The organism is Paracidovorax sp. MALMAid1276 (genome assembly GCF_049198005.1).
Lineage (GTDB): Bacteria > Pseudomonadota > Gammaproteobacteria > Burkholderiales > Burkholderiaceae_C > Acidovorax.
Genome location: NZ_JBMIRS010000237.1, coordinates 35499 through 49848, shown reverse-complemented (window position 1 = coordinate 49848; position 14350 = coordinate 35499). Strand labels below are relative to the sequence as shown.

9 protein-coding genes are annotated in these 14350 nt (G+C 65.1%); 7 read left to right on the top strand and 2 right to left on the bottom strand.

Annotated features, from left to right (window positions below; genetic code table 11):
- Positions 1 to 246 precede the first annotated feature (246 nt).
- The 3 genes from lpdA to ACOQFS_RS19575 all read left to right on the top strand — a co-directional run bounded on the left by lpdA (position 247) and on the right by ACOQFS_RS19575 (position 3650).
- Positions 247 to 1674 (top strand): dihydrolipoyl dehydrogenase, encoded by a 1428-nt coding sequence (gene lpdA, locus ACOQFS_RS19585; protein ID WP_421564495.1) that lies wholly within the window; start codon positions 247 to 249, stop codon positions 1672 to 1674.
- Between the two features lie 81 nt (positions 1675 to 1755).
- Positions 1756 to 2853 carry a cell division protein ZapE gene (gene zapE / locus ACOQFS_RS19580; RefSeq protein ID WP_421564494.1) on the top strand — a complete coding sequence of 366 codons (1098 nt, stop codon included), beginning with the start codon at positions 1756 to 1758 and terminating at the stop codon, positions 2851 to 2853.
- The gene (locus ACOQFS_RS19575) at positions 2850 to 3650 is read left to right on the top strand and encodes a hypothetical protein (protein ID WP_421564493.1); all 801 of its coding nucleotides are present in this window, start codon (positions 2850 to 2852) and stop codon (positions 3648 to 3650) included. The genes zapE and ACOQFS_RS19575 overlap by 4 nt, the downstream gene beginning before the upstream one ends.
- 59 nt (positions 3651 to 3709) lie before the next feature.
- On the opposite strand, the gene ACOQFS_RS19570 is transcribed toward ACOQFS_RS19575, so the two are convergent.
- Entirely contained in the window at positions 3710 to 4510 is an 801-nt protein-coding gene (locus ACOQFS_RS19570) for a PP2C family protein-serine/threonine phosphatase (RefSeq protein ID WP_421564492.1), read from the bottom strand.
- A 246-nt stretch (positions 4511 to 4756) separates the two neighbouring features.
- Here ACOQFS_RS19570 and ACOQFS_RS19565 point away from each other — a divergent pair, with 246 nt between their 5' ends.
- Positions 4757 to 6850 (top strand): ATP-dependent DNA helicase, encoded by a 2094-nt coding sequence (locus ACOQFS_RS19565; RefSeq protein WP_421564496.1) that lies wholly within the window; start codon positions 4757 to 4759, stop codon positions 6848 to 6850.
- On the opposite strand, the gene ACOQFS_RS19560 is transcribed toward ACOQFS_RS19565, so the two are convergent.
- Positions 6813 to 7610: an outer membrane protein assembly factor BamD gene (locus ACOQFS_RS19560; RefSeq protein ID WP_421564491.1), complete on the bottom strand. Its 798-nt coding sequence runs from the start codon at positions 7608 to 7610 to the stop codon at positions 6813 to 6815. The genes ACOQFS_RS19565 and ACOQFS_RS19560 overlap by 38 nt on opposite strands.
- A 213-nt stretch (positions 7611 to 7823) precedes the next feature.
- Between ACOQFS_RS19560 and dnaE the strand changes: the two genes are divergently transcribed.
- The 3 genes from dnaE (at position 7824) to clpA (ending at position 14236) form a co-directional block, all read left to right on the top strand.
- Complete coding sequence (gene dnaE, locus ACOQFS_RS19555) at positions 7824 to 11363, top strand: DNA polymerase III subunit alpha (protein ID WP_421564490.1); 3540 nt, start codon at positions 7824 to 7826, stop codon at positions 11361 to 11363.
- Between the two features lie 96 nt (positions 11364 to 11459).
- Positions 11460 to 11828: an ATP-dependent Clp protease adapter ClpS gene (gene clpS / locus ACOQFS_RS19550; protein ID WP_421564489.1), complete on the top strand. Its 369-nt coding sequence runs from the start codon at positions 11460 to 11462 to the stop codon at positions 11826 to 11828.
- Positions 11829 to 11887: 59 nt separating this feature from the next.
- Entirely contained in the window at positions 11888 to 14236 is a 2349-nt protein-coding gene (gene clpA / locus ACOQFS_RS19545) for an ATP-dependent Clp protease ATP-binding subunit ClpA (protein WP_421564488.1), read from the top strand.
- Positions 14237 to 14350: the final 114 nt, after the last annotated feature.

Sequence of the window (14350 nt, the reverse complement as noted above, 5' to 3'; positions counted from 1 at the left end):
CCCTGAGTCGCTTCGCGCCTTCCCCCTTCTCTCGAATGGCTGCGCCGTTCGGGAAGGGGGACACCGCCAGCGCGGCGGGGCGGCCCTTGCGCGGCGGTCACTGGTCTGGCCCCGCGCGCTTCATCGACCTTGGTGGGACGGCGCATAGCTCTCCCTTGGCACTTTTTTCATGGACCCACATGTGCTGCCCGGAATCTGTCCGGCCCGCCGGTGGGTCTTTCTCCAACAGACTGAACGAGATTTCCCATGAGCAAACAATTCGACGTGATCGTCATCGGCGGCGGCCCCGGCGGCTATGTGGCTGCCATCCGTGCAGCGCAGCTGGGCTTCAACGTGGCCTGTATCGACGAGTGGAAGAACGAGAAGGGCGGCCCCGCACCGGGCGGCACCTGCACCAACGTGGGCTGCATCCCCTCCAAGGCGCTGCTGCAATCGTCCGAGCACTTCGAGCACGCCAACAAGCACTTTGCCGAGCACGGCATCACCGCCACCGGCGTCAAGATGGACGTGGCCAAGATGATCGCCCGCAAGGACACGGTCGTGAAGCAGAACAACGACGGCATCCTGTACCTGTTCAAGAAGAACAAGATCAGCTTCTTCCACGGCCGTGGCTCGTTCGTGAAGACGGTGGACGGCGGCTACGAGATTGCCGTGAAGGGCGCCAGCGACGAGACGCTGACCGGCAAGCAGATCATCGTGGCCACGGGCTCCAATGCGCGTGCGCTGCCGGGCACGCCGTTCGATGAAGAGCTGGTGCTGTCCAACGACGGCGCGCTGCGCGTCGGCGCCGTGCCCAAGAAGCTCGGCCTGATCGGCTCGGGCGTGATCGGCCTGGAGATGGGCTCCGTGTGGCGCCGCCTGGGTGCCGAAGTCACCATCCTCGAAGGCCTGCCCACCTTCCTGGGTGCGGTGGACGAGCAGATCGCCAAGGAAGCCAAGAAGGCCTTCGACAAGCAGGGCCTCAAGATCGAGCTGGGCGTGAAGGTCGGCGAAATCAAGACCGGCAAGAAGGGCGTGAGCATTGCCTACACCAATGCCAAGGGCGAAGCCCAGTCGCTGGACGTGGACAAGCTCATCGTCTCCATCGGCCGCGTGCCCAACACCACGGGCCTGAACGCAGAAGCCGTGGGCCTGCAGCTCGACGAGCGCGGCGCCATCGTGGTGGACGCAGACTGCAAGACGAATCTGCATGGCGTGTGGGCGGTGGGTGACGTGGTGCGTGGCCCGATGCTGGCACACAAGGCCGAGGAAGAGGGCGTGGCTGTGGCCGAGCGCATTGCCGGCCAGCACGGGCACGTCAACTTCAACACCATCCCCTGGGTCATCTACACCAGCCCCGAGATCGCGTGGGTGGGCCGCACCGAGCAGCAGCTCAAGGCTGACGGCGTGAAGTACAAGGCGGGCAGCTTCCCGTTTCTGGCCAACGGCCGTGCGCGCGCACTGGGCGATACCACCGGCATGGTCAAGATGCTGGCCGATGCCGAGACCGACGAGATCCTGGGCGTGCACATCGTGGGCCCGCAGGCCAGCGAGCTGATCGCTGAAGCCGTGGTGGCCATGGAGTTCAAGGCCAGCAGCGAAGACATCGCGCGCATCTGCCATGCACACCCTTCGCTGTCCGAAGCCACCAAGGAAGCGGCCCTGGCCGTGGACAAGCGCACGCTGAACTTCTGATTCTTGAATAAAAATAGGCCCCAGCGCTTACTGGATAAGCGCTGGTAGCTATCAAAATCATAGTTTCAGAGTGTTGAGTCCGTGACTGTCAAACAGGCATACCTGGCCGAACTGGCCGCCAAAGGCTATCAAAGCGACCCTGCGCAGCTGCGTGCCGTGGAGGCTCTGCAGCGCTGTGCCGACGACTGGACGGCCTACAAAGCGCGCCGGTCCAACGCCCTCAAGAAGCTGATCAACCGGCCCGATGTGCCGCGCGGCGTGTACATGTACGGCGGAGTGGGGCGGGGCAAGAGCTTTCTCATGGAATGCTTTTTTGACGCCGTGCCCCTCAAGCGCAAGGTGCGCCTGCATTTTCACGAGTTCATGCGCGAGGTGCACCGCGAACTGGTGGGCCTGCAGGGCACGGTGAACCCGCTGGATGTTCTGGGCGCGCGCATCGCGCGGCGCTACAAGCTCATCTGCTTTGATGAGTTCCACGTGGCGGACATCACGGACGCGATGATCCTGCACCGGCTGCTCGTGGCACTGTTTGACAACGGGGTGGGTTTTGTCACCACCTCCAACTTCAAGCCCGACGAGCTGTACCCTGACGGCCTGCACCGCGACCGCATTCTTCCGGCGATCGCGTTGCTCAACCAGAAGCTGGAAGTGGTGAACGTGGACAACGGCACCGACTACCGGCGCCGCACCCTGGAGCACGTGAAGCTCTACCACACGCCACTCGGGCCCGAGGCCGACGCCGAGATGGGCCAGGCCTTTGACCAGCTGGCCGAGGTGCACGACGAGGACCCGGTGCTGCACATCGAGCAGCGCGAGATCCGCGCGCGCCGCAAGGCGGGGGGGGTGGTGTGGTTTGACTTCAAGACCCTGTGCGGCGGCCCGCGTTCGCAGAACGACTATCTGGAAATCGCCACCCAGTTCCACACCGTGCTGCTTTCCGACGTGCCCTACATGCCGGTGAGCATGGCGTCGCCCGCACGCCGCTTCACCTGGCTGGTGGATGTACTGTACGACCGGCGCGTCAAGCTCATCATGTCGGCCGCCGTCGCACCCGAGAAGCTGTATACCGAAGGACCGCTGGCCCATGAGTTTCCGCGCACGGTGTCGCGGCTCAACGAGATGCAGTCCAAGGAATTCCTGGCGCTGGAGCGCCGTTTGGTGGACACCGGACTCACATGAACCTGCTTGTGCTGAAACACACGCGGCCGCTTTGGCCGGGGGCAGCCCTTCGCGGGCTGCCGGTGCTGGTGGTGACGGCGCTGATGGCGCTGTCGGGGTTGTTGCCCGCCGCACATGCACAGACGTCGCCAGCCTCCGCGGAGGCGTCCCCAGCCCGTTCCCTCACGCCGGCGGATCAGCGAAAGGCGGAGCACGAACGCATCCGGGCCGAGCGGGCCCACCTGCTCGCGGAGCGTCAGCGGGACGAGGCGGCGTGCTACCAGCGCTTTTCGGTGGAAGACTGCCTGCGCGGCGTGCGCGCCCAGGCCCGCGAGGCCGAGGCCCGTCTGCGCCACCGTGAATATGCGTTGAACGATGCAGAGCGCAAGGAGAAGGCCGCAGACCGACTGCGCGCCATCGAAGAAAAGCAGGGCGGGGCCGGTGCCACCGCCCCGTCGCACGCAGGTGCGCCGGGCGCCAATGTGCGCTCTGCCGCCCGCGCTGCGGGCTCCATGGCAGCGCCAGTGCCCAAGGATTCAAAAGCCGCCAAGACCCCGAACGAACAGCATGCCGAGCGCCGGGCACAGGCACAGCGCAGCCGCGTTCAGGCGCAGGCCCGGGAGCAGTCCGAACGCAACGCCCAGAACGCCGAACGCGCGGCCAGGGCGCGGGCGCGGCAGGCCGAAGCCGTGAAGGCGGCTGATGATCGCCGCGATCGGGTGCAACAAAAAAGGGCCGAAGCAGCGGCTTTGGGGCGCACGCCTGCCGCACCGTTGCCGACAGCGCCCACGCCAGCGGCATCGTTCCCCGCCCGCTGAGGGGACTGAAGGGTCAGAGGGGTCAGTAAGCGGGCAACGGCGCCTTGGCCTGCGCGCGGCTACCCGGCTGCAGCCGTGATCAGGCGGGCCACCTTTTTCTCCTCGACCAGCGCCTCGATCTTCACGATCACGAGCGAGAGGTTGTCGCCACCGCCCCGTGCACGGGAGCGCGCTTTTTCGATGAGGAACTCCGTGGCTTCACGGGGCGACAGCGAGTCCACCACCGAGCCGAGTTCGGTGGGGGAGAAGTAATGCCACACGCCGTCGCTGCACGCCATGAGCACGTCGCCAGGCTGCAGCTGGGGAATGATGTGGGCGGTGACGGGTGGGTCGCTTTCGGTGCCCAGGCACCCCACCAGAATGTTGGAATGCGGATGGTTGTTGGCCTCAGCCTCGGTCAGTTCGCCGCGGTCTACCAGGGCCTGCACGTAGGAATGATCGCTGGTGCGCGACACCAGGCGCGAGCCCTGGAAGTGGTAGATGCGTGAATCGCCGGCATGCACCCAGTGGCAATCGCCGCGCGGGTTGATCAGGAAGGCGGCGATGGTGCTGTGAGGTTCCTGCTCTGCCGAAATGGCCGTGAGGCGAATCACGATGTGGGCTTCTTCCACCATGCTCTTGAGCATGGCCACCGGGTCGTCGGTGTCGGGCGAATAGCGATCAAACAGCTGGCGCGCTGTCATCATCACCTGGTCGGACGCCTTGCGGCCCCCGCTGCGGCCGCCCATGCCGTCTGCGACCACGCCCAGCACGCACCCGTTGTGGCGGGGGTGCGCGATCAGGACCACCTGGTCTTGCTGGTACTCACGGTCGCCCTTGTGGATGCCGGTGGACGCGATAAGACGGAAGGCTTTGGTCATGCTGGTGATTGTGGAGGTCGCGTGCGCAAACGCCCACTGGCACAGCGGGCCAAGCGCGTATTATCCGCCCGCCTGTCGCATTTTTGCCATCGCAGCGCCGCTCGCCTTGAACCCCCCTCCGAACTCCTCCTGCCTCCGCCCTTCAGGGCGCCTTGGCGCCGGGTCGCTTGCATCCACCCACGTCCGCACGCCCCAGGCTTCTGCCCGGTGCCGGCAGGATGCGTGCCTGTCGCCGCGAGCCGTGTGATGCGCCTGGCGGACATGGTGCAGGAGGTGTTTGCCGCCGACGGCGTGCTGGCCCGGGCGGACGCGCAGTTTCAGCCGCGCGAAGGCCAGACCGCCATGGCGGCCGCAGTGGCCTGCACGATGGAGCAGGGCGGGGTGCTGGTGGTGGAGGCGGGCACGGGCGTTGGCAAGACGTATTCCTACCTCGTGCCTGCGCTGCTCAGCGGCGAACGCGTGCTTCTGTCCACCGCCACCAAGGCGCTTCAGGACCAGCTGTATGCGCGGGATCTTCCGCGCCTGGCGCGCACGTTGGGCCTGCCCGTGCGCATGGCATTGCTCAAGGGGCGGGCGAGCTATCTCTGCCTGCACCGGCTGGAGCGGGCGCGGCACGATGCGCTGGCTGGCGAGCGCGGCGTGGCGCGGGTGCTGGGCAAGGTCGAGGCCTGGGCGCAGTCCACCGCCACGGGCGACCTGTCGGAACTGACGGGGCTGGACGACCGATCGCCCGCGATTCCCCTCGTCACCTCCACCCGCGAAAACTGCCTCGGGTCGCAATGCCCGCAGTTTCGCGAATGTCACGTGAATCGCGCGCGGCGTGAAGCGCTTGCGGCCGACATGGTGGTCATCAACCACCACCTGTTCTTCGCGGATCTGGCGGTGCGTGAGTCCGGCATGGCCGAGCTGCTGCCGACCGTGCGCGTGGTGGTGTTCGATGAAGCGCACCGCATCAACGAAACCGGTGTGCAGTTCATGGGCCTGCAGCTGGGCACCGGGCAACTGCAGGACCTGGCCCGCGATCTGCTGGCTGCGGGGTTGCAGCATGCGCGCGGTCTGGCGGACTGGCTGGGGCTGGCGCGTGCCCTGGAGCATGCGGCCCAGGACCTGCGGCTGGCCGTTGGTGACGCGCCCGGTGGTGCAAGATTGCGCTGGCTGAACGACGTGCCGGAGGGGGTGGACAGCGCCGCGTGGCGCGCCTCGCTGGCGGGGGTGGGCCACGCGTGCACGCAGGCCCTGGAGGCACTCGACACCGTGAGCGAGATGGCTCCGGACTTCGTCCGGCTGTACGAGCGCTGCAAGGAGCTGCTTGCGCGTTGGGTGCGGTTCTCGCAACCGGGAGGTTCGACCCAGGGCGTGCGCTGGGTGGATGTGGGGTTACAGGTGCGGCTTGTCGAGTCGCCGCTCGACATCGCAGAGACCATGCGCTCCCGCCTGCTGCCTGCCCCCGCCGCAACCGCTGCCGAAGACGATGGCTGGCCGCTGCATCCGCAGCCCGAAGCACCGGACTCCGCGCGCAGGGCGTGGATCTTCACGTCCGCCACGCTGGGTGACGATGATGGCCTTACCTGGTTCACCCACCGGGCCGGGCTGCAAGACGCGCAGATACTGCGCGTCGCCAGTCCGTTCGACTACGCGAACCAGGCAGCCATCTACATACCGCCCGACCTTCCCTCACCCGCCGACCCCGCCCACAGCGTTGCACTGGCCCGTTGGGTGGCGCGCGCGGCGGTGCAGCTGGGTGGGCGCACCCTGGTGCTCACCACCACGCTCAAGGCGTTGCGCACCGTTGGCGAGGCACTCAGGAGCGCCATAGGCGGCACGGGCGGTCAGGGAGGTCCAGGTGGCCCCGGCGGGCTGGAAGTGCTGGTGCAGGGGGAATGGCCGAAGCGCCGGCTCATGGAGCGTTTTCGGGAAGGCAGCACCGAGGGGCAGCCGGGCTGCGTGCTCGTCGCCTCAGCCAGTTTCTGGGAAGGTTTTGATGTGCCCGGGGAGGCGCTGCAGATGGTGGTGATCGACAAGCTGCCGTTCCCGCCCCCCGGCGATCCGGTGATGGAGGCGCGAGGGCAGAGGATCGAAGCGGCGGGCGGTTCGGCGTTCCGCTCCGTTGCGCTTCCGGAGGCCGCGGTCGCCCTCAAGCAGGGGGCGGGCCGGCTCATACGCCATGAGACCGACCGGGGCATCCTGGTGGTGGGTGACAAGCGCCTTGTCTCCATGGGGTATGGCAAGCGGCTGCTCGCTGCGTTGCCGCCCATGCGGCGCCTCCAGTCCGATCAGGAATTCGAGGAGGCCGTGCAGGCGCTTACCAGAACTTCCACCATGGATCGCCCTTGCCCTTGAAGCCGCTTCGCACCAGTTCGCTCTGGGGGTACGAGGTGTCCATCACGCGGCGGGCATCGTCACGCAGCTGGGTCATGCCCAGGGCGTCATACGACTGGATGAGGATGTACAGCGCTTCTTCCAGCGCCGGCACGTCACGGTAGTCGGCCAGCGCCACCTGGGCGCGGTTGATGGCGGCCACATAGGCGCCGCGCTGGTAGTAGTAGCGGGCCACGTGCACTTCGTACTGCGCCAGCGAATTCACGATGTAGGTCATGCGCTGGCGCGCGTCCTGCGCGTAGCGCGAGTCAGGAAAGCGCGTGACCAGCTCGCTGAAGGACTCGAACGAGTCCTTGGCGGCCTTCTGGTCCCGCTCGGACAGGTCCTGGCGCGAGATGAAGGAAAAAAGGCCGAGGTTGTCGTTGAAGTTCACCAGGCCCTTGAGGTAGAGGGCGTAGTCCAGCGCGGGGCTGGCGGGGTGCAACTTCATGAAACGGTCCAGCGTGGCAATGGCCTGGGCCTTTTCGCCGGCCTTGTACTGGGCATAGGCCTTGTCGACCTGCGCCTGCTGCGCCAGGGGGGTGCCTGCCGCGCGGCCCTCCAGCTTCTCGAGCAGCGGAACCGCCTTGTCGTAGGCGCCGCTGCTCATTTCGTCTTTCGCTTCGGAATGGATGCGGTTGGGGCTCCACCCCGCTGTTTTGTCCACGTCGGTGCTGGAGCAACCCGCCAGCAGGCCGGCGATCAGCAGGGCAGAAACAAGGGGCAGGGGGGCACGCAGCATTGCAGGCAGCTTTCAGCAGATGAGACAACGACAACCCAGGGGAGGCGGTGGCGGCCGGCTGCTTGGCGAGGACGGCAAAGCAGCCTGGCAAACGCGCCCCGGGGGACGCGGGCCATTGTACTGGCGCGGGCCCGGCTACTGAACCCAGGGAGTCGGGGCTGCCAGACCCTCAAGCGCCATTCAGGCTGAGGCAGGCTTTCTACAATGGCCGGCATGTTTGTCCATTTGCGCCTGCACACCGAATTTTCCGTCGTCGACGGCACCAACCGCATCGATGAGGTGGCCAAGGCCGCCGCCCGGGACGGCCAGCCAGCGCTGGCCATCACCGATCTGAACAACCTCTTTGGCGCCATCAAGTTCTACAAGGAAACCCGGGGCAAGGGCGTCAAGCCCCTGCTGGGCGCCGAGATTTTCCTGGAGGGCGAAGCCGGGGCGCCGCCCTCTCGCATGGTTCTTTTGGTGCAAAACCGGCAGGGCTACCTCAACATTTCAGAGTTGCTGGCCCGCGCGTGGACGCGCAACGTGGTCAAGAACCTGGCGCTGTGCACCTGGGAGTGGCTGGCGGAGCTGTCCGAAGGCTTGATCGTGCTGGCCGGAGCGCAGGCGGGACCCGTGGGGCAGGCGCTGCTGAAGGGCGACGATGCCGGGGCAGCCGACTTGGCGTTGCGCCTTGCAGGGATCTTTCCGCACCGTTTTTACGTCGAGTTGCAGCGGGCGGGCCGCGCGGACGATGAGAGCCACGTGGCTGCGGCCGCGCAACTGGCGGCGCGCCTGAACCTGCCCGTGGTTGCGACCCACCCGGTGCAGTTCGCCACGCCCGATGACTACGAAGCCCATGAGGCCCGCATCTGCATTGCTGAAGGGGAGATCCTGGCCAACCCGCGCCGGGTGCGCAAATTCACCCGCGACCAGTATTTCAAGTCTTCGGCCGAGATGAAGGCCTTGTTTGCCGATGTGCCCTCGGCCATCGACAACACGCTGGAGATCGCGCAGCGCTGCAACCTGACGCTGGTGCTGGGCAAGCCGCAGCTGCCGGACTTTCCGACGCCCAACGGCATGCCCATTGACGAGTACTTCCGCCATGCTTCCTTCGAGGGGCTGGAAGAGCGCTTGAAGCTGCTGTTCCCCGATGCGGCCGAGCGGGATCGGCAGCGCCCGCGCTATGTCGAACGGCTGGAGTTCGAGATCGGCACCATCCTCAAGATGGGATTCCCGGGCTACTTTCTCATCGTGGGTGACTTCATCCAATGGGCGAAGAACAACGGCTGCCCGGTGGGGCCGGGGCGCGGTTCGGGTGCGGGGTCGTTGGTGGCGTACGCGCTCAAGATCACCGACCTGGACCCGCTCGAATACAACCTGCTGTTCGAACGCTTCCTGAACCCCGAGCGGGTGTCGATGCCTGACTTCGATATCGACTTCTGCCAGGGCAACCGGGACCGCGTGATCGACTACGTGAAGGAAAAGTACGGCAAGAACGCCGTGAGCCAGATCGCGACCTTCGGCACCATGGCCGCCAAGGCCGCGATTCGCGACGTGGGCCGTGTGATGGACATGAGCTACACCTTCTGCGACGGTATCTCCAAGCTGGTGCCGGGCAAGCCCGGCATGTCGTACACCTTGCAGTACCCGCCCGAGGTGAAGAAAGAGGGCGACAAGAACAACTACGCGCTGGAACTGGAGCCCATGCTCTACGAGCGCGTGCGCAAGGAAGAAGACGTCAAGACCGTCATCGAGATGGCGCAGAAGCTCGAAGGCATGACGCGCAACATCGGCATGCACGCCGGGGGCGTGCTGATTGCGCCGGGCAAGCTCACCGATTTTTGCCCGCTGTACCAGCAGCCGGGCAGCGAGTCGGCCGTGAGCCAGTACGACAAGGACGACGTGGAGGCCATCGGCCTGGTGAAGTTCGACTTTCTGGGCCTGGCCACACTCACCATCCTGGAGATCGCGCGCGAATTCATCATGAAGCGCCACAAGGGCCAGGAGAACTTCACGTTCGAGACCGTGCCGCTGGACGATGGCAAGACCTACAAGCTCTTTCAGGACGGGCTGACCGAGGCCGTGTTCCAGTTTGAAAGCCGGGGCATGCAGGGCATGCTCAAGGAGGCCAAGCCGAGCCGTCTGGAAGACCTGATTGCCCTGAATGCGCTGTACCGCCCGGGCCCGATGGACCTGATCCCCAGCTTTGTGAACCGCAAGCACGGCAAGGAAGAGGTGGAATACCCGCACCCTGCGGTGGCCGAGATGCTCAGTGAGACCTACGGCATCATGGTCTACCAGGAGCAGGTGATGCAGACCGCGCAGATCCTGGGCGGCTACAGCCTGGGTGGCGCCGACCTGCTGCGCCGCGCCATGGGCAAGAAGAAGGCCGAGGAAATGGCCGAGCACCGCGAGAAGTTCCGCGCCGGTGCGCTCAAGACCCACGGCATCGACCAGCAAAAGGCCGATGAAGTGTTCGACCTGATGGAGAAGTTCGCGGGCTACGGCTTCAACAAGTCGCACGCGGCCGCGTATTCACTGCTGGCGTACCACACCGGCTGGCTCAAGGTGCATTTCACGGCCGAGTTCTTCTGCGCCAACATGACCGTGGAAATGGACGACACCGACAAGCTCAAGGTGCTCTATGAAGATGCGGTCAAGAATTTCGGGATGACCTTCGAGCCCCCGGACGTGAACCGGGGTGTGCACCGCTTCGAGCCCGTGACGGACAACATCATCCGCTACGGCCTGGGGGCCGTGAAGGGCACGGGCCAGCAGGCCATCGAAGCCATCGTGGCTGCGCGCGAAGGGCGGGGCGAAGGCCCCAATGGCGCCACAAAGGGCCCGTTCAAGAGCCTGTTCGACTTCTGCCTGCGCGTGGACAAGGCGCGCATGAACAAGCGCACCGTGGAAGCGCTGATCAAGGCGGGCGCCTTCGACTCCATCCACATGAACCGCGCAGCGCTGGTGGCGTCCATCGACCGGGCGTTCGACTTTGCGGCTGCCAGCCTGGCCAACGTGAACCAGGGCGGGCTGTTCGACATGATGGGCGACGACACGCATGGCTCCAGCACGCAGGAGCCGGAACTCGTCGATGCCGTGCCCTGGGGCATCAAGGAGCGGCTGACGCTGGAGAAAACGGCCGTGGGCTTCTACCTGTCAGGCCATCTGTTCGACGAAGTGGCGACAGAAGTGCGACGCTTCGTGCGCACCCAGATCGACGAGCTGCTCGACAGCCGCGAGCCGCAGGTGCTGGCCGGCATCATCAGCGACTTCCGCGTCATCAACGGGCAGCGGGGCAAGCTGGCGCTGTTCAAGCTGGACGACAAGTCGGCCGTCATCGAGGCTTCGGCGGATGAGGCGCTCATCAACACCTACCGCAATCAGCTCAAGGAAGACGAGTTTGTGGTGATGGTGGGGCGCCTGCAACTCGACCACTTCAGCGGCGGCCTGCGCGTGAAGGTGCAGCAGGTGTGGGACTTGGCGGGGGCGCGGTGCCGTTTTGGCAAGTACCTGCATGTAGTGGTGGGTGATTCCGCTCCGGATGTGCCTCGCCTGGTGCGGGAGTTCCCGCCGCGGCGGGAGGAACTGGAAGAAGGCGAAGTGCTGCACGGCCTGCGCGTGCGCATGGGCGTGCGCTGCAAGGCCGATGACGCGGCGGCGGTGGCCGAACTGCAGTTGGGAGAAAGCGCCCGCTTTTTCCCCTCCGACGCCGCATTGGCAGCGTGGGCGGCACAGGCCGGCACCGGAGCGACCACCGTGGTGTACGAGTAGCCGCAAGGCGCGGCGGAAGGTTCCTGTCGCGTGGCTTGAAAATACCGGGTCAACTCCCAACTTCTTCTGCGGCAGGCCCCGGCAGGGGTCGCTAGAATGATTTTCATGGCAACAAAACCACCCTCACCCCCCACCGCGCCGCCAGTTACAAGGCCAGCGCGGGATGATGGCGGTTCGGTCGTGCTGGAGAGACGCACCCAGAAGACCCAGCCGCCCCAGATGTACCAGGTGGTCATGCTCAACGATGACTACACGCCCATGGAGTTCGTCATCGTGGTCTTGCAGGAGTTTTTCAGCAAGGACCGGGAGCAGGCCACGCAGATCATGTTGAAGATCCACCTGGACGGCAAAGGCGTCTGCGGGGTGTATTCCCGCGATGTGGCCGCCACCAAGGTGGAGCAAGTGCTTGACGCCGCCGCCAAGGCGGGCCACCCACTGCAATGTGTCAGTGAACCTGTTGAATAACGGGTCTTTGGCCCTGAACTAAAGTTATCCCTACCACGCAAGCACAAAGGAGTTCTCAAATGATTGCCCAGGAACTGGAAGTCAGCTTGCACATGGCCTTTGTTGAGGCCCGTCAGCAGCGCCACGAGTTCATCACCGTGGAGCATCTGTTGCTTGCATTGCTCGATAACCCCAGCGCAGCGGAGGTGCTGCGCGCTTGTTCGGCCAACATCGATGATCTGCGTTCATCGCTGTCGAACTTCATCAAGGACAACACCCCCCAGGTCGCCGGCACCGACGAGGTGGACACGCAACCCACGCTGGGCTTCCAGCGCGTGATCCAGCGCGCCATCATGCACGTGCAGTCCACGGGCAATGGCAAGAAAGAGGTGACGGGTGCCAACGTGCTCGTGGCCATCTTTGGCGAGAAGGATTCGCATGCCGTGTACTACCTGCACCAGCAGGGCGTGACGCGCCTGGACGTGGTCAACTTCATCGCCCACGGCATCAAGAAGGGCGAGCCACCGGAGCCCGCCAAGGCCGAGAACCAGGCCGAAGGCGAAGAGGGCGGTGGTGGCGAGCGCAATGAAAAAGCCTCGCCGCTGGAGCAGTTCACCCAAAACCTGAACCAGGCGGCCAAGGACGGCAAGATCGACCCGTTGATCGGCCGCAACTACGAGGTCGAGCGCACCATCCAGATCCTGTGCCGCCGCCGCAAGAACAACCCGCTGTTGGTGGGAGAGGCCGGCGTGGGCAAGACCGCGATTGCCGAGGGCCTGGCCTGGCGCATCACCCAAAACGACGTGCCCGAGATCCTGGCTGAGGCCACGGTGTACTCGCTCGACATGGGTGCGCTGCTGGCGGGGACCAAGTACCGGGGTGATTTCGAACAACGCCTCAAGGGCGTGCTCAAGTCGCTCAAGGACAAGCCCAACGCCATTCTGTTCATCGACGAGATCCACACCTTGATCGGTGCAGGTGCGGCCTCGGGCGGCACGCTGGACGCCTCCAACTTGCTCAAGCCAGCGCTTTCCAGCGGCCAGCTCAAGTGCATCGGCGCGACCACGTTCACGGAATACCGTGGCATCTTCGAAAAGGATGCTGCCCTGTCCCGTCGCTTCCAGAAGGTGGACGTGGTCGAGCCCAGCGTGGCCGAGACCATCGACATCCTGAAGGGCCTCAAGAGCCGCTTCGAAGAGCACCACAGCGTGAAGTACGCCGCGGCGGCCCTGCAGGCTGCTGCTGAATTGAGCGCCAAGTACATCAACGACCGCCACCTGCCCGACAAGGCCATCGACGTGATCGACGAGGCGGGTGCAGCGCAGCGCATCCTGGTGCCCAGCAAGCGCAAGAAGACCATTGGCAAGGCTGAGATCGAAGAGATCGTGGCCAAGATCGCGCGCATTCCGCCCGCCAATGTCAGCAATGACGACCGCAGCAAGCTGCAGACGCTGGAGCGCGATCTCAAGAGCGTGGTGTTCGGCCAGGACAAGGCACTCGAAGTGCTCGCTTCTTCCGTGAAGATGGCGCGTTCGGGCCTGGGCAAGGGCGACAAGCCCATCGGCTCCTTCCTGTTCAGCGGCCCCACGGGCGTCGGCAAGACCGAAGCGGCCAAGCAGCTCGCCTACATCATGGGCATCGAGCTGATCCGCTTCGACATGTCCGAGTACATGGAGCGCCACGCCGTGAGCCGCCTGATTGGCGCGCCCCCCGGCTATGTAGGTTTTGACCAGGGTGGCCTGCTGACAGAAGCCATCACGAAGAAGCCGCACGCGGTGCTGCTGCTCGACGAGATCGAGAAGGCGCACCCGGACATCTTCAATGTGCTGCTGCAGGTCATGGACCATGGCACGCTGACGGACAATAACGGCCGCAAGGCCGACTTCCGCAACGTGCTCATCATCATGACCACGAACGCCGGCGCCGAGACCATGAACAAGGCGACCATTGGCTTCACGAACCCGCGCCAGGCGGGCGATGAGATGGGCGACATCAAGCGCCTGTTCACGCCCGAGTTCCGCAACCGGCTGGATGCCATCGTCAACTTCAAGGCCCTGGACGAGCAGATCATCCTGCGCGTGGTGGACAAGTTCCTGCTGCAGCTGGAGACGCAACTGGCCGAGAAGAAGGTGGAAGTGACCTTCACCGACCAGCTGCGCAAGCACCTGGCCAAGAAGGGCTTTGATCCGCTGATGGGTGCGCGCCCGATGCAGCGCCTGATCCAGGACACCATCCGCCGCGCGCTGGCCGATGAACTGCTGTTCGGTCGCCTGACTGAAGGCGGCCGCCTTTCTGTCGACATCGAGATGAAGACGGACGACAAGGGTGTGGAAACCCCCGAGGTACTGCTGGACATTCAGCCGCTGCCGAAGAAAGACCGCGCCACCAAGTCCGAGCCAGCGGAGCCGGAAGAGGCCACTGCCGACTGAGAAGACGGCGCTTCGCTGACAAGGCCCTGTGCCCCGAGCCAGCCATCATCATGATGGCTGGCTTTTTTTATGCTTGAGAGCGATCAGTTCAATGAGCCCCTGCGCTTGATGTGA